We start from the raw sequence: 21,702 nt of genomic DNA, 5'->3' as shown, positions 1-21,702 counted from the left end.
CCTTATCCCAGCAACTGGGTGAACAGCCGGCCCGGCTCGAGGTAGACGTTGAGCCCCTTGGTGAGCAGGGCCCAGAAGATGAGGGTGAACGGCAGGCTCACCTTGCAGGCGAAGGCGAGGCTCTGCTCGCCCATCAGCCGGATCCCGCCGATCAGAAACAGGGTGGTGGCGACCAGAAAGCCGAGCCAGCCAAGGGCCAGGCCGTAGGCCAGCATCAGCAGCAACAGGGCAAACACCAGTCGCCAGTTGCCGCTCTCCCGCTGCAGCCGCTCGCCGCCCGGAAAGCAGATCAGCAGCAGGGAGAGCAGGGCGCCGGCACCGGCCAGGGCATAGGGCAGGGTGCTGGCGGTAAAGGGTTCATATTCGTCCCCGGGGTAGCCGGGGATCTGGGTGGCGTGATAGCCGTAGGCGAGGGAGAGCAGCAAAAACAGCAGCCCCCCGAGTCGCTCCTTGGTCAGATGCAGATGCATGGGATGACTCCGATGGGCGGGCCAGGCCCGCCGACAGTGGGATTACTTGATGAAGCCGAGTTCGCGCATCAGGCCGCCGATCTGCTGCTCCTGCTGGATCAGAAAGGCGGTGAACTCGGGGCCGGCCTGATAGAGATTGGTCCAGTTGTTGCGGGCGCGGACCGTTTCCCACTCCGGCTTGTCATACATCTGCTTGAGCAGGGCGGCGAATTCGGCCGACTTGTCGGCGCTGACGGCGGGGGAGGCAAAATAGCCGCGCCAGTTGGCAAATACCGTGGGGTTGCCCTGCTCGCTGAAGGTGGGCACCTCGCTCGCATCCGGCATCCGCGTCGGGGCCGTCATGCCGAGGATCCGCATCTGGCCCGACTTGACCGCCTCCATCGCCTCGCCAAAGCCGGTGGAGAGCACCTGGGTTTCTCCTGCCAGCACCGCCGCCATGGCGCTGCCGCCGGCGTCATAGGCCACGTAGCGCAGCTTGCCGGCATCGGCCCCGGCATTCTTGAAGGTCATGGCCGCCACCAGATGATCCAGGCTGCCACGGGCGGAGCCGCCGGCAATCTTCACCTTGGCGGGGTTCTCCTGATAGGCGGCCAGCAGCTGGGGCCAGCTCTGATAGGGGGAGTCCAGCGGCACGACCAGCGCCTGGTAGTCGGCGATGATGGCGGCCACCGGGGTGAGATCCCGGAACGATTGCGGCAACTCCTTGGAGAGGGATTTGACGATGATGGGGGTGGAGTTGACCATCAGGGTCTTGTCGGACTGGGCCGAGGTTTCGATCAGGTGAGCGATGGCCTTGGCGCCGCCACCGGCCGAGATGTTCTGGTAGGAGGCGGTGGTGATGAGGCCGGATTTGGTCAGCGCCTCGCCGGTGCCACGGGCGGTGTTGTCCCAGCCACCGCCGGCGCCGCCCGGAATGAGGAAGTGGATTTCGTCGATCTTGGCCTGGGCGCCGAGGCTGGTGCCCAGCAGGCAGCAGAGCAACGTGTGTTTGAGGGTTCCTTGCAACATGGTGTACTCCTTGTGATTGTTGCAGGAAGGTTAATTAATCGTGTTTGGTCGGCAAACAATCTGGCCGTAATGGCTATTAAGGCTGTTGTGGTCATTGTGTTCATTCTGGTCACGACGGGGTGAGGCAGGGTCATGACGGGGCTGAAGGTCGTCAGAATGGTACTGCGGTGACGGCTGAAAAGGCGCGCGGCTCCCCATCTGACGGGAGCCTCGCGGATGAAGGGCTGGCTTATCCCTGTGATGCGGGGGCGGCGGAGACCTGGTCGCCGCCGGTGCCCTGCTGCTTGATGGTCTCGGTCGCCTGCTGCCTGCGCTGCAACTGTTCCATCACCAGCTTGTAGGCGATGTAGTACTTGTAGATGTTGCCCACGTAGGTGACCGTCTCCGGCCCTATCTTCTCCGCCGCCACGTACTCGACGTTGTGAAACCAGACGTTGGGATCCAGCCCCCGTTTCTTGGCCTCGATGCGCAGCCGCGCCACCCTGGCGGGGCCGGCGTTGTAGGAGGCGAACGAGAAGAGCGCCTTGTCGAGGGCCGTCATGGGCTCGTCTGCATAGTAGTGGTCGATCATCCAGCGCATGTATTTGACGCCGCCGTGGATGTTGGGCTCGAGCTGGCGGATGTCGCCCACTTTGAGCCCCTTGCCGGTGGCGGGCATGATCTGCATGATGCCGATGGCGCCGACGTGGCTGCGCGCCTTGTGATTGAGGGCCGACTCCTGATAGCCCTGGGCCGCCATCAGCAGCCAGTCCACCTCGTATTTCTCGCCATATTCGCGAAACAGATCCACCACCTGCAGAAACTTCTGGCGCTCGGCGTCGGCGGCGGCGCTCTTGACGAATTTGTTCTGCTTGAGATAGCGGGCCAGGATGGCGTCACCGCTGTGTTTGCCGCGCAGGGCGGCTATCTGTTCGTTGAGCATGGCCAGCAGTTGCGGGCTCTCCTTGCGCACCGCCCAGGCGATGACCCCCCCTTGCCGGAACACCGGCTGTTCATGGATGCGGATGGCGGGGAAGATCTTCTGCCAGAACCGGGCCTTGTGTTCGTCCATGACGATGAAGGGCAGCAGGCCGGCATTGACCATCTCCACCAGATCTTCATCTTCCAGCGCCTCCGGGGCCGGCTGGATGTCGACAAGCGGCTCTCCCGCCGCCTTGCGCGCCTGGTTGTAGGCCGTGAGGCTCTCGAAGTAGCTGGAGGAGGGGCGTACATAGACCCGTTGGCCGGCCAGATCGGCGGCGCTCTCCACCTTGGGGGAGGCTGGCCCCGAGATGAGCAGCTCCCGCACGTTTTCCAGCAGAGGGTTGGTAAAGAGCACCCCCTGCAGTTTGCGCCGCTCGGTGATGGTGAGGTTGGCGGCGGCGATGTCGCCCTTGCCTGCGATGAGGGCTTCCAGCAGGGCCTCGCGCGCTACCGGGATAAAGACCAGATGCAGCTTGAGATGGCGCTTGAGGCTCTTTTGCTTGCGCAACTGCTCGTTGAGCCGCTTCTCCACTTCGATGAAGGCGTCGTAGGTGACGCCCCGCTGAACCCCCTTGTAGATGAAATAGCCGGTCTTGTTGTAGGTGGTGAGCACCCGGATGGTGCGCCGTGCCAGCATGGCATCGAGATCGCCAAGCAGGGGCTGGGCGAGCTGGTCGCTGCTAAAAGCCAGGGCGGCCGGTTCGGAGTCGGCTTCCTCTGCGGGGGAGGTTTGCGCTGGCGTGGCGGCCTGCAGCGGGCCGCACAGCAGCCAGCCCAGAAGGATCCATAACCGTATCATGACGATGCCCTCGTGTGTTTCATTGAGTTTAAGCGGCATGGGGCGGGCGCTTTAGCTCAATGGGTTTGGTCGGTGAGGGGCGCATAGCACGATAGGCCCTATCCTGCGGGGGCGAGCCGGTGGGTGTTTGGGCGAAAAGGAGAGAGGAATGAACGAAAAGGGGAGCCATAGCGGCTCCCCTTGAGTTGGTTGGCTTGGTGCTAGATCGTCGGTGCTAGAACCAGAAGCCGATGATGAAGGAGCCCGCCAGAGTCAGCATGACGTTGGCCACCGCATAGGTGCCGGCATAGCCGAGCGCCGGGATGGAGCTGTTGGCCGCCTCGTTCACCACGTCCATGGCCGGGGCGCAGGTGCGGGCCCCCGTGATGGCGCCGAGCAGCAGGGCCGGGTTCATCTTCAGCACCCAGACCCCGAACAGGTAGCCCACCAGCACCGGCAGGGTGGTCACCAGCATGCCGGAGAAGAGCACCACGGCACCGACCTGGCTCAGGTGATCCAGAATGCCGCCGCCGGCTTTGAGGCCGGTGCTCACCATGAACACCGCCAGACCGAGATCCTTGGCCAGACGCAGGGCGCCCGGCGGCACGTAGCCGACCGTGGGGTGGTTGGCGCGCAGGTAACCCATCAGGATCCCCGCCAGCAGCAGGCCGACGGCGTTGCCCAGCCCAAACTCCAGCTGGCCGAACACCAGGGAGACGGAGCCTATCAGCAGTCCCAGCACGAAGAAGGTGGTGAAGGCCACCAGATCCGTGGTCTGGCTGTGGATGCTGATGAAGCCGATCTTGTTGGCCAGCAGCTTGACCCGCTGTTTCTCGCCGCTGATCTGCAGCACGTCACCCTTTTGCAGCATGATGTTGCGATCAAAGGGCATCTCTATCTGGGAGCGCACTACCCGGTTGAGGAAGCAGCCCTTCTCGGTGAGGTTGAGCTCCACCAGATGGCGACCCACCACCGCATCGTTTTTCACCACTATCTCTTCGGTGACGATCTGCAGGTCAAGCAGGTTGCGGTCGAACACCTCCTTGCCGTTGCGGTAGTTGACGTCGAGCTTCTCGTGGCTCTCGGGGTAACCCACCAGGGCGATCTCGTCCCCTTCCTGGATGACGGCATCGCCATCCGGGCTCGCCAGAATGCCGTTGCGGCGGATCCGCTCCACGTAGCAGCCGGTGTGGGGGTAGATGCCGGTCTCGCGCAGGGTGCGGCCACCGATCCAGGCCGCCAGTTCCGGGCCGACCCGGTAGGCACGGATGATGGGCAGGTAGGTCTTGCGGCTCTCGTTGTCGGAGAGGCCGCGCTCGCGGGCGATCTTTTGCGCCTCGGTGTTGAGGTCGAGCCGTGCCAGTGAAGGCAGGTAGCGTACCACCAGCATCAGGCCGACCAGCCCCACCAGATAGGTCAGTGCATAGCCGATGCCCATGTTGTCGAGCACCGACTGCATGTCGGTCTGATGGGGCAGGTTGAGCAGGCCGCTGCGCAGGGCATCCTGCGCGCCCACCAGCGCCGGGGTCGAGGTGAGCGAGCCGGCCAGGATGCCGGCCGCCATGCCCGGCCCCAGATTGAAGAACTTGGCCAGCCCCACGGTGAGGAAGAGGGCGGTCAGCAGGATCACCAGGGTGAGGGTGATGTAGTGGATGCCGTCACGCAGGAAGACGCTGAAGAAGTGCGGCCCCGCTTCTATCCCCACGCAGAAGATGAACAGCATGAAGCCGACGTTCTCCGTGGTGGCGGTGAATTCGAAGCCCATCTGGCCGAACAGCAGGGCGGTAAACAGCACGCCTATGGTGTTGCCGATCTGGAAGTTGCCGAACCTGACTTTGCCGAGCAGCAGGCCGAAGGCCAGTACCACGAACAGCAGCAGGGAGTCGCTTTGATGTAGCAGTGTCACAAAATCTATGGTCATGCCCGGAAAAACCGAGGAAAAAAGTGGGGCCGATATTGTGCCGGATCCCTCACCAATAAAGAAGCGTCAAAGGAGGATTAATCGGCACTAACCCGCCACGCGACCCGCCTGTGTGAGGGAAACTGCGGGGCGGGTCTGGTGATGACCTCTATTTCCCTCTGCCAGCCCCGCTGTCAATTAGTGATTCCTGCTATCTGTGATCCTCGTCTTTCCGCTCTGCTTGAAAATTTATTCTCTGCTGTTTGGCTGGGCGCTTTCCTGGTTTTTCAGCACATCTGACTGAAGGGGTAGGCATGAGTCCGGGAGCTGATAGGTGGGTGTCGAGAGGGAGTGACCCATGTTGTGCGGGATGGCGAAAAGATATCTGCAAAAGGCATCTGTCGGCGGCGATGGCAACCCATTCAGGGGGGCGCTCAAAAACAGCAGAAAATCAGGTCGGCAGGGAAAAACATCGCCCGTCGCTGGCAATGGCCTGCCAGCCTAGGCCGTCATTGGCTTTGCTCTACTTACCCACAGAATCTGTGGATAACCCTGTTCATGAAACTTGGTGATCAGGCTGTATCCCGCGCCAATACTGGGCTGCAAGGACTGTTCAAAAAATACCTGAGATAAATTGTTTCTATAAAAATCAAATAGTTAGACGCGGCAGAACAAAACGCTGCCGGGGCGGATGCGGAATCAAAAGGGAGGCGTCACCGCGGGATGCGGCTTGTGCATTAAAATTGGCAGAGGAAAGCACTAAAGTGGATAACTTGCACCGAGATGGTGAGGAGATTGGCTCCCCCGACTGGACTTGAACCAGTGACATACGGATTAACAGTCCGCCGTTCTACCGACTGAACTACGGGGGAACATCAGGCAAGGAGGAGCATCATACAGAGGTCGTATTTCGAGGTCAATAGCCGCTTCTTCCGGCAGAGTGGATACCCAGTCCACCCCATCTCGGAGTACACTTCTGCTCTTGCGTTTTTTTGCCGGGAGTCGTCATGAGCAAGTTATTCCAGCTGGCCAGCCAGTTTCAACCCGCCGGGGATCAGCCAAGGGCCATCGCCCAGCTGCTCGATGGCATCGAATCCGGCCTTGCCCATCAGACCCTGCTCGGGGTGACCGGCTCGGGCAAGACCTTCACCATGGCCAACGTCATTGCCACCCTCAATCGCCCTACCATGATCCTGGCTCCCAACAAGACCCTGGCGGCCCAGCTCTATGGCGAGATGAAGGAGTTCTTCCCCGACAACTCGGTGGAGTATTTCGTCTCCTACTACGACTACTACCAGCCGGAAGCCTACGTGCCGACCACCGACACCTTCATCGAGAAGGATGCTTCCATCAACGATCACATCGAGCAGATGCGGCTGTCGGCCACCAAGGCGCTGCTGGAGCGCCGCGACGTGGTGATCGTCGCCTCGGTGTCGGCCATCTACGGTCTGGGGGATCCGCAAGCCTACCTCAGCATGATGCTGCACCTGAAAGTGGGGGATCTGATCAATCAGCGGGATATCCTGCGCCGTCTCGCCGAGCTGCAGTACACCCGCAACGACATGGCCTTTCAGCGCGGCACCTTTCGGGTGCGGGGGGAGGTGATCGACATCTACCCCGCCGAATCGGACAAGCTGGCCCTGCGGGTGGAGCTGTTTGACGAGGAGGTGGAACGCCTCTCCCTGTTCGATCCGCTGACCGGCGCCATCGAGCAGACGGTGGTGCGCTACACCATCTATCCCAAGACCCACTATGCCACCCCGCGCGAGACCATTCTGGGGGCCATCGAGCACATCAAGGAGGAGCTCAAGAGCCGCCGTGAGCAGCTGTTGTCGCTGGGCAAGCTGGTGGAAGAGCAACGTATCAGCCAGCGCACCCAGTTCGACATCGAGATGATGCAGGAGCTGGGCTACTGCTCGGGCATTGAAAACTACAGCCGTTACCTCTCCGGTCGCGCGCCCGGCGAGCCACCGCCCACCCTGTTTGACTATCTGCCGGGGGATGGCCTGCTCATCATCGACGAATCCCACGTCACGGTGCCGCAGATCGGCGCCATGTTCAAAGGGGACAGATCCCGCAAGGAGACCCTGGTGGAGTACGGCTTCCGGCTCCCCTCGGCGCTCGACAACCGGCCGCTCAAGTTCGACGAGTTCGAGGCGTTGATGCCGCAGACGGTGTTTGTCTCGGCCACCCCTGGCCCCTACGAGCTGGAGAAGTCCGGTGGCGATGTGGTGCAGCAGGTGGTGCGCCCCACCGGCCTGCTCGACCCAGAGATCGAGGTGCGGCCGGTTACCACCCAGGTGGACGACCTGCTCTCCGAGATCCGCAAACGGGTGGCGGTGGAGGAGCGGGTGCTGGTCACCACCCTCACCAAGCGGATGGCGGAAGATCTGACCGAATACCTGGCGGATCACGAGGTGCGGGTGCGTTATCTGCACTCGGACATCGACACCGTCGAACGGGTGGAGATCATTCGCGATCTGCGTCTCGGCAAGTTCGATGTGCTGGTGGGGATCAACCTGTTGCGGGAGGGGCTCGATATGCCGGAGGTTTCGCTGGTGGCGATCCTGGATGCAGATAAAGAGGGGTTCCTGCGGTCCACCCGCTCGCTCATCCAGACCATCGGCCGGGCGGCGCGCAACCTCAACGGCAAGGTCATTCTCTACGGGGATACCATCACCAACTCCATGCAGGTGGCGATCGAAGAGACCGAGCGGCGCCGTGCCCTGCAGCACGCCCACAACCAGGAACATGGCATCACCCCGACGGGGCTCAACAAGTCGGTGGGGGATGTGATGGACATGGGAGGCAGTCGCAGTGCGGGCAAGAGCGGGCGGGGCAGTCGCAAGGCCGCCGAGCCGCAAGGGGAGTACCATGCTCGCTCCGCCAGCGAGATCAGCAAGGAGATCAAGCGGATGGAAGAGCAGATGTTCCAGCATGCACGGGATCTGGAGTTCGAGCAGGCGGCAGCGCTGCGGGACCAGATCCAGCGGCTGCGCAACGAGTTGATCGAGAGTTGAGTGCCTTGCCGGGCGCCAGACGCTGGCTGATCTGGCGGCGTTTGCGCCGCCTCTATCGGGGTTTTCGTCACCCTGATACCCCCTGGTGGGCCAGGGGGCTGGTGATCCTGGTCCTGCTCTACGGCATCAGCCCGCTGGATCTCATCCCCGATGTGGTGCCATTCGTTGGTTGGCTCGACGATGCGACCCTGTTGCTGCTCTTGTTGTGGGGTTGGGAGTTATGCCTGCCCGGTGTTGTGAGGGCGGCGCTCACCGAGCGGGAGTAGGCCGACTTGGCCGTGCCCGCTGCATCGCCGTCGATTTGACGAAAAGTGTCATGCCGGTTGTGTTTGGGCGTGATAAGAAAAGAGCATGGTGGGGGAGATTGTGGCGCTCAATGCATTGGCGTAGACTCCACGCCGTTCACTTTATGGGTATGAGAAAATGGATCTGATCCTGTTTGCGATTGATTTTATCCTGCACGTTGACGTGCACTTGAAAGAGCTGTTTGAAAACTATGGGATCTGGGTTTATGCCATCCTGTTTCTGATCATCTTCTGCGAGACCGGACTGGTGGTGACCCCCTTCCTGCCGGGCGACTCCCTGCTGTTTGCCGCCGGTGCGCTCACCGTGGGCAGCGTGCTGGATGTGCATACCCTGGCCGCCGTGCTGATCATCGCCGCGGTACTCGGCAACGTGGTGAACTACACCATAGGTCACTTCTTCGGCGAGCAGCTGTTCCGCAATCCTGACTCCAAGATCTTCCGGCGGGATTACCTGGACAAGACCCATGCCTTCTACGCCAAGCATGGCGGCAAGACCATCATCATCACCCGCTTCCTGCCCATCGTGCGCACCTTCGCGCCCTTCGTGGCGGGCATGGGCGCCATGACCTACCCGCGCTTCCTGGCGTTCAATCTGGTGGGCGGTCTGTTGTGGGTCCTTTCATTCGTCTATGCCGGTCACTTCTTTGGCAATCTGCCGGTGGTGCGTCAGAACTTTACCCTGCTCATCTTCGGCATCATCGGCATTTCGCTGCTGCCCATGGTGATCGGCATGGTGAAGGCCAGAATGAACGCCAGCAAGGCGGCTTCCTGAGCACCCTGCTGCCTGGCTGATGAAGCCGAATGACATAAAAAAGAAGGGAGCCACCGGCTCCCTTCTTTTTTATACTGCTATCGGGCTTAGCTGCAGCAGCGACCCTTGACCAGATTGCCGATGGCCACCACAACGAACACCAGCAGGTAGGCGGCGAAGATGGCCACCAGCCACTGAGGCATGGAGAAGCTCAGGAACTGCCAGGTGACCTCGCTGCAATCGCCATCCGGGTAGAACATCCAGGGGATCCACTGATCCAGCGGCGCCCAGCTCGGGAAGTCGACAAAGCCTTCGCAGACGTTGAAGGGGGAGGGATTGACCTGATAATCCACATGCTTGAGCGCCAGTTTCAGGCCCCAGAAGGCACTGGAGCCCCACAACAGCAGAGCGCTCCAGCGCACGTACCATTTCTGCGGTGCCACCATGCCGAGCAGCCCTGCGGTGAGGACTCCCAGCGTGGCGATCCGCTCATAGACGCACATGACGCAGGGATGCAGGCCCAGCACATGCTGGAAGAAGAGGGCGCTCAACTCGAGGAACAGGGCAGAGGCTGCAAGCAGACTCCAGGCCAGGCGATGGGCGGCAATACGGCGCAGAAACTCTATCATCTGGTTGATCTCACAGAAAAAACAGTGGCTGAATTAGAGCAGAGCAGGGGCCAAAAGGAAAGGGCCCGCATGGGCCCTTATGGCATCAATGCAGGGCGGGCAGCGCCGTCGGCGTGACGTTGTCGAGCACCAACCAGCCAGCCTGATAGAACCAGTCGGTGAGCGGCCCGAGCAGTATCTCTACCGAGAAGAAACCCACCAGTCCCAGCACCAGGGTATAGGGCAGCGCCATCCACACCATGCGCCCGTAGGAGAGGCGCAGCAGCGGTGCCAGCGCCGAGGTCAGCATGAACAGGAAGGCGGCCTGGCCATTGGGAGTGGCCACCGACGGCAGATTGGTCCCGGTGTTGATGGCCACGGCCAGCAGTTCGAACTGTTCGCGGCTGATGGCGTTGTTGAGCAGCGCCGTCTTCACCTCGTTGATGTAGACGGTACCGACGAAGACATTGTCACTGACCATGGAGAGCAGGCCGTTGGCCAGATAGAAGAGCGCGAGCTGGGCGTCCGGCTCGGCGGCCAGCACCCACTGGATCACCGGCTTGAACAGCTGCTGATCGATGATGACGGCGACCACGCTGAAGAAGACGGCCAGCAGGGCGGTAAAGGGCAGTGCCTCCTGGAATGCCTTGCCGAGGGAGTGCTCTTCGGTGATGCCGGTGAGCGAGGTGGCCAGCACGATGACCGACAGGCCGATGAGGCCCACCGCCGCCAGGTGCATGGCCAGCCCCAGGATCAGCCAGAGGGCGATCGCTGCTTGCACGATGAGCTTGGCCTTGTCCTGGGCGGTACGTCCGGCCTCTTCATAGCGGTTGTAATCCTCCATGATGCGGCGTACCGCGTCCGGCAGCTTGGCACCATAGCCAAACCAGCGGCACTTTTCGACCAGAACACAGGTGAGCAGACCGCAGATGAATACCGGTACCGTGACCGGAGACATGCGAATGGCAAACTCGCCGAAGTTCCAGCCCGCCTGCTCGCCGATGATCAGGTTCTGCGGTTCTCCTACCAGGGTGCAGACACCGCCGAGGGCGGTACCGATCGCGGCATGCATCATCAGGCTGCGCAGGAAGGCGCGAAAGTCGTCCAGATGTTGGCGATTGAGTTCATTGACGGCGTCATCATCGGTGTGATCGTGCGGGTTGCCGAACTCCTTGCCGGAGGAGACCTTGTGATAGATGGCGTAGAAGCCGGTGGCGACGCTGATCACCACGGCGATCACGGTGAGGGCGTCGAGGAAGGCCGACAAGAAGGCGGAGACCAGACAAAATGCCAATGAAAGCAGGGTCTTGGAGTGGATCCGGATCAGCAGCTTGGTAAACACATAGAGCAGCAGCTGCTTCATGAAATAGATGCCGGCCACCATGAAGACCAGCAGCAGCAGTACCTCGATATTGGCCACCAGCTCATGTTTTACCTGCTCGGCCGAGGTCATGCCGATCAGCACCGCCTCGATGGCCAGCAGACCGCCGGGTTGCAGCGGATAGCACTTGAGCGCCATGGCCAGCGTGAAGATGAACTCGATGACCAGCAGCCAGCCGGCGATGAAGGGATCGAGGTAAAAGGCGATCGGGTTGATCAGCAGAAATAGAAGAATAGCGGCCTTGTACCACTGGGGCGCATTGCCCAGAAAGTTCCTGGCAAAGGCTTGCCCTAAGCTGATTGGCATAATAATGAGTCTCTGTGTTGTGGTTGGTATCTGCGTCTATGCAGTCAAGACAGGCTCGACCAGAACATCCGGATGTTGTCCCTTATCAGATTGATTCCTCATGATTTTAATCAAAAAGAGCATTAACTATAAATAACATAGTCGGCCTTGCCCACGAGATTGGCCGTTTTATCGCCAATCGATGGGGTTGGCTGACACCCATTGCAGGAATCAATACATATTTTTAACAAAATGGCCTGCTTATGTGAGCAGAGGACCGACCTTCTGCTTGCCAGCCCTCCCTGCTTTGCTATTATTCGTGAGCCTTTTTACGTACTACAACAGAGTCACTACATGGTCATAAAAGCGCAGAGCCCTGCAGGGTTTGCCGAGGAATATATCATCGAGTCCATCTGGAACAATCGCTTTCCTCCAGGATCCATCTTGCCGGCCGAGCGTGAGCTGTCCGAGCTGATTGGTGTGACTCGAACCACCTTGCGTGAAGTGCTGCAGCGTCTGGCCCGTGATGGCTGGCTCACCATCCAGCATGGTAAACCGACCAAGGTGAACAACTTCTGGGAAACCTCTGGTCTCAACATTCTGGAGACCCTGGCCAAGCTGGATCAGGACAAGGTGCCGGATCTGGTAGCCCAGCTGCTGTCGGCGCGCACCAACATCTGCACCATCTTCATTCGTGGCGCGATCCGCAACAATCCGGAGCAAGCCGCCGAGATCCTGCGCGGTGCCGACGCGGTAGAGAACTCCCCGGAAGCGTATGCCGAGTTTGATTATCGCCTGCACCACCAGCTCTCCTTTGCCTCAGGCAACCCGATTTATGCCCTGATCCTCAACGGCTTCAAGGGGCTGTACAGCCGGGTTGGACGTTACTATTTTTCCGACAAGCAGGCCCGTGAAGCAGCCGATGCCTATTACAAGACCTTGCTGAACCTGGCCGAGACCAAGAATCACGAAGCCGTGTTCATGACGGTACGCCAGTACGGCATCGAGTCAGGCAAGTTGTGGACCCGTCTGCGTCAGGACATGCCGAGCAATCTGTGCGACAACTAATCGGATTCTGATGCAAGAAAAACGCGCCAAATGGCGCGTTTTTTTATGGTGGATGAGCTGCTTGCTCAAGCCGGTTTTTTCTCCGGGCAACGCCCGATGATATCGGCAGGAAGTTCACCGTTGTCCTGTTCCAGCACCACATCGAACCCCCACAACTGGTGCAGATGCTTGAGCACCTCGTGCCGGGAGTCACCCAGCGGGATCCGGTTGTGCGGCACGTAGCGCAGCGTCAGCGAGCGATCGCCCTTCACTGCCACATTGAATACCTGGATGTTGGGCTCCAGGTTGCTCAGATTGTATTGAGCCGACAGGGTGTTGCGCACCTGGCGGTAGCCCTCGTCATTATGGATGGCCGAGACCTTGAGATAGTTCTTCAGATCGTCGTCATCAATGGCGAACAGCTTCATGTCGCGCATGACCTTGGGGCTGAGGAACTGGCTGATGAAGCTCTCATCCTTGAAGTTCTGCATGGCGAAATGCAGGGTATCGACCCAGTTGCTGCCGGCATAATCGGGGAACCAGTATCTGTCCTCCTCGGTCGGGTTCTCGCAGATACGGCGCAGGTCGGTAAACATGGCAAAGCCGAGGGCGTAGGGGTTGATCCCCGAGTAGTAGCGGCTGTTGTAGGGGGGCTGGTAGACCACGTTGGTGTGGCTGTGCAGCACCTCAATCATGAAGCGATCGCTGATCTTGCCCTCGTCATAAAGGTGATTGAGGATGGTGTAGTGCCAGAAGGTGGCCCACCCTTCGTTCATCACCTGGGTCTGCTTTTGCGGATAGAAGTACTGGCTGATCTTGCGCACGATACGCACTATTTCGCGCTGCCAGGGCTCTAGCAGAGGAGCATTCTTTTCGATGAAGTAAAGAATATTCTCCTGTGGCTCAGCCGGGTAGCGTCTGTCTTCCACCCCGGAGGCCTTGTGCTGTTTGGGCAGGGTTCGCCACAGCTCGTTGACCTGGGTCTGCAGATAGTCTTCCCGTGCCTTCTGGCGCCGCTTCTCTTCGGCCAGCGAGATCTTCTGGGGCCGCTTGTAGCGATCCACCCCGAAGTTCATCAAGGCATGGCAGGAGTCGAGCAGCTTTTCCACCGCATCGATGCCGTGTTTCTCTTCACACTCGGTGATGTAGTTCTTGGCGAACAGCAGATAGTCGATGATGGAGGAAGCATCGGTCCAGGTCTTGAACAGATAGTTGTTCTTGAAGAAGGAGTTGTGGCCGTAGCAGGCGTGGGCCATCACCAGTGCCTGCATCGGCATGGTGTTCTCCTCCATCAGATAGGCGATGCAGGGATCCGAATTGATGACGATCTCGTAGGCCAGCCCCATCTGGCCACGTTTGTAGTTGCGCTCGGTGTGAATGAAGCGCTTGCCGAATGACCAGTGCTGATAACCGATGGGCATGCCGACGCTGGAGTAGGCATCCATCATCTGCTCTGCCGTGATCACCTCGATCTGGTTGGGGTAGGTATCCAGTCGATAGAACTTGGCGACCCGGGCTATCTCCTGATGGTAAATGTCCAGCAGGTCGAAGTTCCAGTCCGGGCCATCGTCCAGCGGTGCGACTTTTCTTGCGGTTTCTACCATATGACCTCCCTCACGCCGCTTGCTTCTTGAACAGCTCCCGGAATACCGGATAGATATCCTCTACCTTGCGTATGTGTTCCATCGCGAAGTGGGGGAACTCGCTGGCGACCGATTCATATTCGTGCCACAGCGTCTGGTGGGCACGGGTGGTGATCTCGATATAGGAGTAGTACCGCACGCGCGGCATGATGTCCCGCGCCAGGATCTCCCTGCACTGTGGCGAGTCGTCGGCCCAGTTGTCGCCATCCGAGGCTTGCGCCGCATAGATGTTCCACTGATGGGCAGGATAACGCTCGTTGATGATGTCGTTCATCATCTTGAGGGCGCTGGAGACGATGGTGCCGCCGGTTTCCTGGGAGTAGAAGAACTCATGCTCGTCCACCTCCTTGGCCTGGGTATGGTGGCGGATATAGACCACCTCGACGTTTTTGTAGGTCCGGCTCAGGAACAGATAGAGCAGGATGTAGAAGCGCTTGGCCATCTCCTTGGTGGCCTGATCCATGGAGCCCGACACGTCCATCAAGCAGAACATCACCGCCTGGCTGGAGGGGACGGGCCGCTTGACGAAGTTGTTGAATTTGAGATCGAAGGTGTCGATGAACGGGACAGCGTCGATCCGTCTTTTCAGCTCCCTGATCTCCTTCTCGAGCTGGGCTATTTCGGCAAAATGTTCGTTGGGATCTGCCGCCAGCAGGGCCAGCCTATCTTCCAGCTCATGCAGCTGGCGCTTCTTGCCGGCCTGCAGGGCCATCCGACGGGCCAGCGAATTTTGCAGCGAACGCACCACGTTGATGTTGGCCGGCACCCCGTTGGAGGTGTAGCCCGCCCGGTAGGTTTTGACTTCCATCAGCTGGTTGAGCTGGGTTTTCTGCAGCCGAGGCAGCTCGAGATCTTCAAACAGCAGATCGAGATACTCATCCTTGGAGATCTGGAAGACGAAGTCATCCGCCCCTTCTCCCTGATTGGAAGCCTGCCCTTCGCCAGAGCCTTGACCGCCACCTCCTCCCTTGGGGCGGTCAATCTTGTCGCCGGAGACGAACTGGTCATTGCCGGGATGCACCATCTCCCGTTTGCCGCCTTGCCCCTGATGGAAATGGGGCTCGCCGATATCCTTGGTCGGGATGCTGATGCTCTCGCCTGTGTCTACGTCCTGAATGCTGCGCTTGGAGACAGCATCAGAGACCGCTTGTTTGATCTGCTTCTTGTAGCGGCGGATGAAGCGCTGCCGATTGACAGCGCTTTTGTTTTTGCCGTTGAGCCTGCGGTCGATAAAATGCGCCATAACTCCCCCTTGAACAGTCAGGGTCAGGATGACTTGCGTACCCTGAGATACCATTCGGAGAGCAGTCGCACCTGTTTGCGGGTGTAGCCTTTCTCCATCATCCGTTCGACAAAGTTATCGTGCTTCTTCTGCTCCTCGGCTGAGGTTTTGCTGTTGAAGGAGATAACCGGCAGCAGCTCTTCCGTGTTGGAAAACATCTTTTTCTCGATCACGGTGCGCAGCTTCTCGTAACTGGTCCAGTTGGGGTTACGGCCTGCATTGTTGGCCCGGGCACGCAGCACGAAGTTGACGATTTCGTTGCGGAAATCTTTCGGGTTGCTGATCCCGGCGGGTTTCTCAATCTTCTCCAGCTCGCTGTTGAGCGACGCGCGGTCAAACAGCTGGCCGGTCTCAGGGTCACGGTACTCCTGATCCTGGATCCAGAAATCGGCGTAGGTGACGTAGCGGTCGAAGATGTTCTGACCGTACTCGGAGTAGGACTCGAGGTAGGCGGTCTGGATCTCTTTGCCGATGAACTCAACATAACGTGGAGTCAGATAGCCCTTGATGAACTCAAGGTAGCGATCATGCAGCTCTTGCGGGAACTGCTCGCGCTCGATCTGCTGCTCCAGCACATAGAAGAGGTGCACCGGGTTGGCTGCCACTTCCGCGTGGTCGAAGTTGAAGACGCGGGAGAGGATCTTGAACGCGAAGCGGGTCGACAGGCCATTCATCCCTTCATCCACCCCGGCGTAGTCGCGATACTCCTGATAGCTCTTCGCCTTGGGATCCGTGTCTTTGAGGCTCTCGCCATCATAGACCCGCATCTTGGAGTAGAGGCTCGAGTTTTCCGGCTCCTTGAGGCGTGACAGCACGGAGAACTGGCCCAGCAGTTCAAGGGTGCCCGGGGCGCACTTGGCATCGGTCAGTTCGCTGTTGACCAGCAGCTTCTCGTAGATCTTCACCTCTTCCGACACGCGCAGGCAGTAAGGCACCTTGACGATGTAGACCCGGTCGAGGAAAGCCTCGTTGTTCTTGTTGTTGCGGAACTGCTGCCACTCGGATTCGTTGGAGTGGGCCAGCAGGATGCCGTCGAAGGGCAGGGCGGAGAGCCCCTCGGTCCCGTTGTAGTTGCCCTCCTGGGTGGCGGTCAGCAGCGGGTGCAGCACCTTGATGGGCGCCTTGAACATCTCGACGAACTCCATGATCCCCTGGTTGGCCTTGCACAGCGCGCCCGAGTAGGAGTAAGCGTCGGCATCATCCTGGGCAAAGTGCTCCAGCATGCGGATATCCACCTTGCCGACCAGAGAGGAGATGTCCTGGTTGTTGTCATCGCCCGGTTCGGTCTTGGCGATGGCGATCTGGTCGAGGATGGAGGGATTGACCTTCTCCACCTTGAACTTGGTGATGTCGCCACCAAACTCGTGCAGTCGTTTGGCGACCCAGGGGGACATGATGGGGCGCAGATAACGGCGCGGAATGCCGTACTCCTTCTCCAGAATTTCGCCATCTTCTTCGATGTCGAACAGGCAGAAGGGGTGGTCGTTGACCGGTGAACCCTTGATGCGATAGACAGGCACTTTTTGCATCAGGGATTTGAGCTTCTCTGCCAGCGAGGATTTACCACCGCCAACCGGCCCCAGCAGATAGAGGATCTGCTTCTTCTCTTCCAGGCCCTGAGCTGAGTGCTTGAGATAGGAGACAATCTGTTCGATGGCCTCTTCCATGCCGTAGAAATCTTTGAAGGCGGGATAGCGTGCCACGACGCGGTTGGAGAAAAGGCGACTGAGTCTGGGGTTGACCGAGGTGTCGATCATTTCCGGTTCACCGATGGCGACCAGCAAACGCTCGGCGGCGGAGGCGTAGCAGGATTTGTCCTGCTTACACATATCCAGAAATTCCTGGATGGTGTATTCCTCTTCCCTGGCTTTCTCATATCGCTGTTGATAATGCTCGAAGATGCCCATAACTTTGCCCTCGTTATAGTCGCTTACCCTGAAAAGAGTGGATCACTACTTTTGTTCTGTTTACCTCATTAAGCCTAGTCAACAGCCCCCAGTAATCCATCACCAACTATTGGTTTAAATTTGCAAGGGTACTTCCCGACCCAATGCGGGAAGGCGCAATCAGTGACACACCTATGTTACTGACTGTTAAATTATTTTTGCCACGATAGTGAGGTAAATGTCAAAGACATAAAAAATAAATGTTTGTCAGAAAATGGAAATGACATCGCGTTTATTTGGGAGACTGGCTGCAGCACAGACGGGGCAAGGGGCAGGGTGTAGACGAGACGAACCGGTGTTACGTTTACGTGCACGGAAGGTGTTTTGTTTGGTGTTTTAGCTCTAATTTTTACATTGACGCTACATTGCGACTGCTCTAGATTGGCCCTGTGTCAGGCAGTCAGCGCTTTAGCAAGAGAGTGGCTGGTTGCTGATACAAAGCTCTGTTTAAGCACGTTTCCGTTGGCTTGACCCTCGCAGATGCGAGGGTCTTATTTTTTTGGGGCTCTACACGATGTTTAAGTCGTTTATCCCTGTTGGTGAGCGGCATAAATGCGGGATACGGCCGCCAGCACATCGGCAAAGGGGTGGGACGCCAGCTGGCCGAATCCAGCCAGGCTTCTGGCCTTGAGCCGGGTGGTGAGCGGGGTGGTGATGCCACACAGGAAACGCGTCAGGATGCGGGGATCCCGACTGTGACACAGGGCCACCAGTGGATCGCACCAGGCTCTGAGCCCCTGTTCATTGGGGAGTGTCCGGCTGGGTAAGGAGGGAAGCTGCGCCACCTCTCCCCGACAGACCGAGCAGTGCCCGCAATGGGTGGGCGCGGCCTGATCGGCAAAGTAGCGGGCCAGCTCATGACTCAGGCAACTGCTGGAGGTAAAGAAACCCAGCAATGCCTGCAGACGCGCCAGCTCGCTTTGTTCTTTCTTTTCAAACAGCCCGTGCAGCTGATCGGCCAGCGGTGCTATGTCCAGATCTTGTTGTTGCACCCGATAGACCTCGGTCATCTGCTTGCTCTCCAGCTCAATCCAGCCTTGCTGCTGCAGATAATCCAGCGCGGCAGCGGCCCGCGACCGTTCTCCCTGATAACCCTGCCAGAGCGCCTCGAAGTCCATGGTGCACCAGCTGCGCGCCTGCGGGGCACTGGCGAATACTTGCTCCAGAAACTGGCGTCGTGCCGGATTGAACCGGGCCAGGATGTCGGCTTTGTCCAGCACGAACTTGAAGCGGTATTCGGCAAAATAGCTGTAGGCCGGCGCTATGATGCCCGCCATCTCCAGGTAGACCAGCAGGGTCTTGAGCGGCAGCTGGCGGATATTGGTGTCGTTGGAGAGGCGCAGCAAGCCAAATTCCCACTCACTGCCGCTTTGCTGCAGGATCTCGAGCAAGGTGACGATGGCCGCTCTGTCCGGAGTGTCGCCATAGACGAAGTTTTCCAGCACCGGCAACTGGCTGCGATTGGCCAGTACCATGCAGCGGGAAGGCAGACCATCCCGGCCGGCGCGGCCTATCTCCTGACTGTAGTTTTCGATGGATTTGGGCAGATCGTAATGGATCACCCGGCGAATGTCGGCCTTGTCGATCCCCATGCCGAAGGCGATGGTCGCCACGATGCAGTCCAGCTTGCCGGCCATGAAGTCGTGCTGGATCTGGCTGCGCAGGGTGGCATCGAGCCCGGCGTGATAGGCGCTCGCCCTGATCCCGGCTTGTTGCAAGCGGGAGGCGCACTGCTCTGCGGTGTGCTGCAGGGTGACATAGATGATGGTCGGCGCGGTGGGGTCACGAACCAGTTCGGCATGCAGCCAGCCATCTCGAGCCTCGTCAGGCAGCGGTACCACGGCCAAGTCCAGGTTGGCGCGATAAAAACCGGTGACGATGAGTCCCTCATCCTCGATCTCGAATTTGGCCTGCATGTCGGCCATGACTGCCGGGGTGGCGGTGGCCGTCAGCAGCAACACCTGCGGGATCTGCAATTCACGGCGGTAATCCGGCAGCTTGAGATAGTCGGGGCGAAAGTTGTGGCCCCACTCCGAAATGCAGTGGGCCTCGTCCACCACCAGCATCGACAGCGGCACCTGCTGGATGAAACGGCGAAAGCGTTCGTTCTTGAGCCGCTCCACCGAGATCATCAGGATCTTGAGCTGGCCATCGCTGGCCTGCTGCATCACCCGGCGGCTCTCCTCCGGCGTCAGGCTCGAGTCGAGGGTGGCGGCGGCGATCCCCTTGCTGCGAAGGAAGGCGAGCTGATCGTGCATCAGCGCGATCAGCGGCGAAATCACCAGGGTCAGATGGGGCAGGGCAAGCGCCGGCAACTGATAACAGAGGGACTTGCCGGAGCCGGTGGGAAAGATGGCGGCGGCACTCTGGCCGGCCAGTAATCGGCTGATCACCGCCTCCTGTCCCGGTCTTAACCGATCGAAGCCGAAGTGACGGGTCAACAGGGATGAGATCATGGCAGGGCTCCAGCGCAAAAACCGTCATGATACCACCGCCGGGGAGTGTCTGGATGGCCAAGCGAGGGAAAACGGCATCCATTTGAATGCTGTTGATATTGTGTTATCGCATTGTTGTGGTTTTTTTGTGAGGTAAACCGGATATTTTTCAGTGATTATATGGAAAAAAGCGGTTGCAGATGGGATATTCCTTGTCCGCAATCCCGTGTGTTACCGGACAGGCTCAACAGAAGGCTTGCCGGGACAGATGACGCCAGCCGTGACATGGGTGTCGCCTGGCGTAGCGGTTGCCAACAGGACTAATGATTCACGCACTTCGGTGCTCAGGGACTATTTGATGACACAACAACACCCCCTCGTAAGACTGGTCAACAGTACCAGCCTGGTTAGCCAGATCCTGGTCGGTCTGGTCTTCGGTATCCTCCTTGCCATGTTCATGCCGGAATGGGCCAAAACGGCGGGTCTGCTCGGCAGCCTGTTCGTCGGCGCCCTGAAGGCGGTCGCCCCGCTGCTGGTCTTTGTACTGGTCATGGCGGCGATCATCGGCCACAAGCAGGGCCAGAAGACCAACATGAAACCGATCCTGCTGCTCTATCTGCTGGGTACCTTCCTGGCTGCTGCGGTCGCCGTCGTGGCCAGCTTCCTGTTCCCCTCCAACCTGCATCTGGTGGCCAACAGTGCCGAGATCACCCCGCCGGGCGGCATCACCGAGGTACTGCAGACCCTGTTGTTCAACGTGGTGACCAACCCAGTCAAGGCGCTGCTGGATGCCAACTACATCGGCATTCTGGCCTGGGCCATCGGCCTTGGCATCGCCATGCGCCACGCCAGCGAGGGGACCAAGGCGGTGATCACCGACCTGTCCCACGGCGTCTCCACCATCGTGAAAGCGGTGATCCGCTGCGCGCCGCTCGGTATTCTGGGCCTGGTTGCCTCCACCCTGGCGGAGACCGGTTTTGACGCCCTGTTCGGCTATGCCCAACTGCTGGTGGTGTTGATCGGCTGCATGCTGTTCATCGCCTTCGTGGTCAACCCGCTGATCGTGTTCTGGAAGATCAAGCGCAACCCCTATCCACTGGTGCTGACCTGCCTGAAAGAGAGCGGCGTGACCGCCTTCTTTACCCGCAGCTCCGCCGCCAACATCCCGGTCAACATGGCGCTGGCCGAGAAGCTGCGCCTGCCGGAAGACACCTATGCGGTCTCCATCCCGCTGGGTGCCACCATCAACATGGCCGGTGCCGCCATCACCATCACCGTGCTCTCCATGGCGGCGGTACACACCCTGGGGATGGAAGTGGATCTGGCGACCGCCATTCTGCTCTCCGTGGTCGCCACCATCAGTGCCTGCGGCGCGTCCGGCGTGGCCGGCGGCTCCCTGCTGCTGATCCCGCTGGCGTGCAGCCTGTTTGGCATCAGCAACGACATCGCCATGCAGGTGGTCGCCGTGGGCTTCATCATCGGGGTACTGCAGGATTCTGCAGAGACTGCCCTCAACAGCTCCACCGACGTGCTGTTTACCGCCGCGGCCTGCATGGCCGAAGATGAAACCCTGCTGGATGCCGCGCCGGTGCCCAACAGCGAAGCCTGATAGTACAGCCTTCACCGCACTGAAAACGCCCTCATTCGAGGGCGTTTTTTATTGTCTGGCGGTCTGGGGGCTGGTCCGGTCCGCATCTGCAGGAGATGAGGGGGCCGGATGAAGTTGATGCAGTGGGCGCATCAAGAGCCCGGAGGAACGCCTTGCCAGGCAGGCTGTGTGGCACCGGCTTGTATAAGGCTGCATGGGCCATGGGTCAGCCATTGTCGGTTGCCGTTGAAGGGAGGATGACGAGAGAAAAGGGGGAATCGTCGGGATGGGG

The 21,702-nt window shown here is 59.5% G+C and carries 15 protein-coding genes and 1 tRNA gene; 5 read left to right on the top strand and 11 right to left on the bottom strand.

The annotated features are described in order from the left end of the window. Positions 1-2 precede the first annotated feature (2 nt). The 5 genes from QLG02_RS18055 to QLG02_RS18035 all read right to left on the bottom strand — a co-directional run bounded on the left by QLG02_RS18055 (position 3) and on the right by QLG02_RS18035 (position 5,991). Positions 3-464 (bottom strand): tripartite tricarboxylate transporter TctB family protein, encoded by a 462-nt coding sequence (locus QLG02_RS18055; protein WP_010634132.1) that lies wholly within the window; start codon positions 462-464, stop codon positions 3-5. Between the two features lie 48 nt (positions 465-512). Further along, positions 513-1,478 (bottom strand): tripartite tricarboxylate transporter substrate-binding protein, encoded by a 966-nt coding sequence (locus QLG02_RS18050; protein ID WP_269381404.1) that lies wholly within the window; start codon positions 1,476-1,478, stop codon positions 513-515. Between the two features lie 229 nt (positions 1,479-1,707). Further along, the gene (locus QLG02_RS18045) at positions 1,708-3,240 is read right to left on the bottom strand and encodes a lytic transglycosylase F (protein ID WP_269381406.1); all 1,533 of its coding nucleotides are present in this window, start codon (positions 3,238-3,240) and stop codon (positions 1,708-1,710) included. Between the two features lie 214 nt (positions 3,241-3,454). Continuing rightward, positions 3,455-5,140: an aspartate:alanine antiporter gene (locus QLG02_RS18040; RefSeq protein WP_011706282.1), complete on the bottom strand. Its 1,686-nt coding sequence runs from the start codon at positions 5,138-5,140 to the stop codon at positions 3,455-3,457. A 775-nt stretch (positions 5,141-5,915) separates the two neighbouring features. Further along, positions 5,916-5,991, bottom strand: a tRNA-Asn gene (locus QLG02_RS18035). Between the two features lie 135 nt (positions 5,992-6,126). Between QLG02_RS18035 and uvrB the strand changes: the two genes are divergently transcribed. The 3 genes from uvrB (at position 6,127) to QLG02_RS18020 (ending at position 9,216) form a co-directional block, all read left to right on the top strand. Then, complete coding sequence (uvrB, locus tag QLG02_RS18030) at positions 6,127-8,139, top strand: excinuclease ABC subunit UvrB (RefSeq protein ID WP_029303152.1); 2,013 nt, start codon at positions 6,127-6,129, stop codon at positions 8,137-8,139. Next, positions 8,136-8,405 carry a DUF1232 domain-containing protein gene (locus tag QLG02_RS18025; RefSeq protein WP_224480379.1) on the top strand — a complete coding sequence of 90 codons (270 nt, stop codon included), beginning with the start codon at positions 8,136-8,138 and terminating at the stop codon, positions 8,403-8,405. The genes uvrB and QLG02_RS18025 overlap by 4 nt, the downstream gene beginning before the upstream one ends. Before the next feature lie 157 nt (positions 8,406-8,562). Continuing rightward, positions 8,563-9,216 (top strand): DedA family protein, encoded by a 654-nt coding sequence (locus QLG02_RS18020; RefSeq protein WP_011706279.1) that lies wholly within the window; start codon positions 8,563-8,565, stop codon positions 9,214-9,216. Positions 9,217-9,302: 86 nt separating this feature from the next. Here QLG02_RS18020 and dsbB read toward each other — a convergent pair whose 3' ends face one another. Both dsbB and nhaB read right to left on the bottom strand, forming a co-directional pair. Then, a complete protein-coding gene (dsbB, locus tag QLG02_RS18015) occupies positions 9,303-9,824 on the bottom strand; it encodes a disulfide bond formation protein DsbB (protein ID WP_016350563.1) in 522 nt (173 codons plus the stop codon). A gap of 85 nt (positions 9,825-9,909) precedes the next feature. Then, positions 9,910-11,490, bottom strand: a complete 1,581-nt coding sequence (gene nhaB, locus QLG02_RS18010) for a Na(+)/H(+) antiporter NhaB (RefSeq protein ID WP_282465794.1) — start codon at positions 11,488-11,490, stop codon at positions 9,910-9,912. Positions 11,491-11,823: 333 nt separating this feature from the next. On the opposite strand from nhaB, the gene fadR reads away from it, so the two are divergent. Next, positions 11,824-12,537 (top strand): fatty acid metabolism transcriptional regulator FadR, encoded by a 714-nt coding sequence (gene fadR / locus QLG02_RS18005; protein ID WP_282465793.1) that lies wholly within the window; start codon positions 11,824-11,826, stop codon positions 12,535-12,537. A gap of 65 nt (positions 12,538-12,602) precedes the next feature. Here the strand turns inward: fadR and QLG02_RS18000 are convergent, their stop codons facing one another. From QLG02_RS18000 to QLG02_RS17985, 4 genes are all read right to left on the bottom strand, one after another. Then, on the bottom strand, positions 12,603-14,120 hold the full coding sequence (locus tag QLG02_RS18000; protein ID WP_011706275.1) for a SpoVR family protein: 1,518 nt from the start codon (positions 14,118-14,120) through the stop codon (positions 12,603-12,605). 10 nt (positions 14,121-14,130) lie between these two features. After that, positions 14,131-15,402, bottom strand: coding sequence for a YeaH/YhbH family protein (locus tag QLG02_RS17995; RefSeq protein WP_016350566.1), 1,272 nt, complete (start codon positions 15,400-15,402; stop codon positions 14,131-14,133). A 23-nt stretch (positions 15,403-15,425) separates the two neighbouring features. Further along, positions 15,426-17,348, bottom strand: coding sequence for a PrkA family serine protein kinase (locus QLG02_RS17990; RefSeq protein WP_011706273.1), 1,923 nt, complete (start codon positions 17,346-17,348; stop codon positions 15,426-15,428). A gap of 566 nt (positions 17,349-17,914) precedes the next feature. Then, positions 17,915-19,843, bottom strand: a complete 1,929-nt coding sequence (locus tag QLG02_RS17985; protein ID WP_282465792.1) for an ATP-dependent DNA helicase RecQ — start codon at positions 19,841-19,843, stop codon at positions 17,915-17,917. A gap of 337 nt (positions 19,844-20,180) precedes the next feature. On the opposite strand from QLG02_RS17985, the gene sstT reads away from it, so the two are divergent. Next, complete coding sequence (gene sstT, locus QLG02_RS17980; protein WP_011706271.1) at positions 20,181-21,431, top strand: serine/threonine transporter SstT; 1,251 nt, start codon at positions 20,181-20,183, stop codon at positions 21,429-21,431. Positions 21,432-21,702: the final 271 nt, after the last annotated feature.

Source organism: Aeromonas sp. V90_14, from assembly GCF_029967615.1.
Classification (GTDB): domain Bacteria; phylum Pseudomonadota; class Gammaproteobacteria; order Enterobacterales; family Aeromonadaceae; genus Aeromonas; species Aeromonas hydrophila.
Note: the sequence above shows the minus strand (reverse complement) of the source record. Positions and strands in the feature narration are given on the sequence as shown.